Below are 470 nucleotides of genomic sequence, written 5' to 3' on the forward strand. Positions count from 1 at the left end.
AGATGATTGGGGTGAAGTCGTAACAAGGTAGCCGTATCGGAAGGTGCGGCTGGATCACCTCCTTTCTAAGGAAGATTTACTAAACGTTTGACAGTCGAAGTTTTGTTCAGTTTTGATGGTTCAACCATCAAAACATTTTTTTATCTCTTGCGAGATGATAATTTGTGTTTGTTCTTTGAAAACTAGATAAAGATAAATTGATAGTCAAGAAATTACCGAGTATCGCCATTTTAGGTTTTAAACCTTAATTAGTAAGTGATCAAATTTTGATTTAGCAGCGAGAAGGTCGAGGAAGCGAAGGAGTGAACACCGGAGCGCACTTAGCGTGCGTGAGGATGTGAATGACTGAAGCTGACGAAGAGATTCGAAGCTGATAAAGCAAAATTTAGGTTAAGTTATGAAGGGCGCACGGTGGATGCCTTGGCACTAGGAGCCGACGAAGGACGGGACTAACACCGATATGCTTTGGG

General features: G+C 41.9%; 2 rRNA genes. Both read left to right on the forward strand.

Features of this window, described 5'->3' with window-relative positions:
- Nucleotides 1-65, forward strand: a 16S ribosomal RNA gene (locus BAA9072_RS23955); the annotation flags it as partial.
- A gap of 323 nt (nucleotides 66-388) precedes the next feature.
- Nucleotides 389-470: ribosomal RNA gene (locus tag BAA9072_RS23960) — 23S ribosomal RNA — on the forward strand; the annotation flags it as partial.

The organism is Rossellomorea arthrocnemi (assembly GCF_904424705.1).
Lineage (GTDB): Bacteria > Bacillota > Bacilli > Bacillales > Bacillaceae_B > Rossellomorea > Rossellomorea arthrocnemi.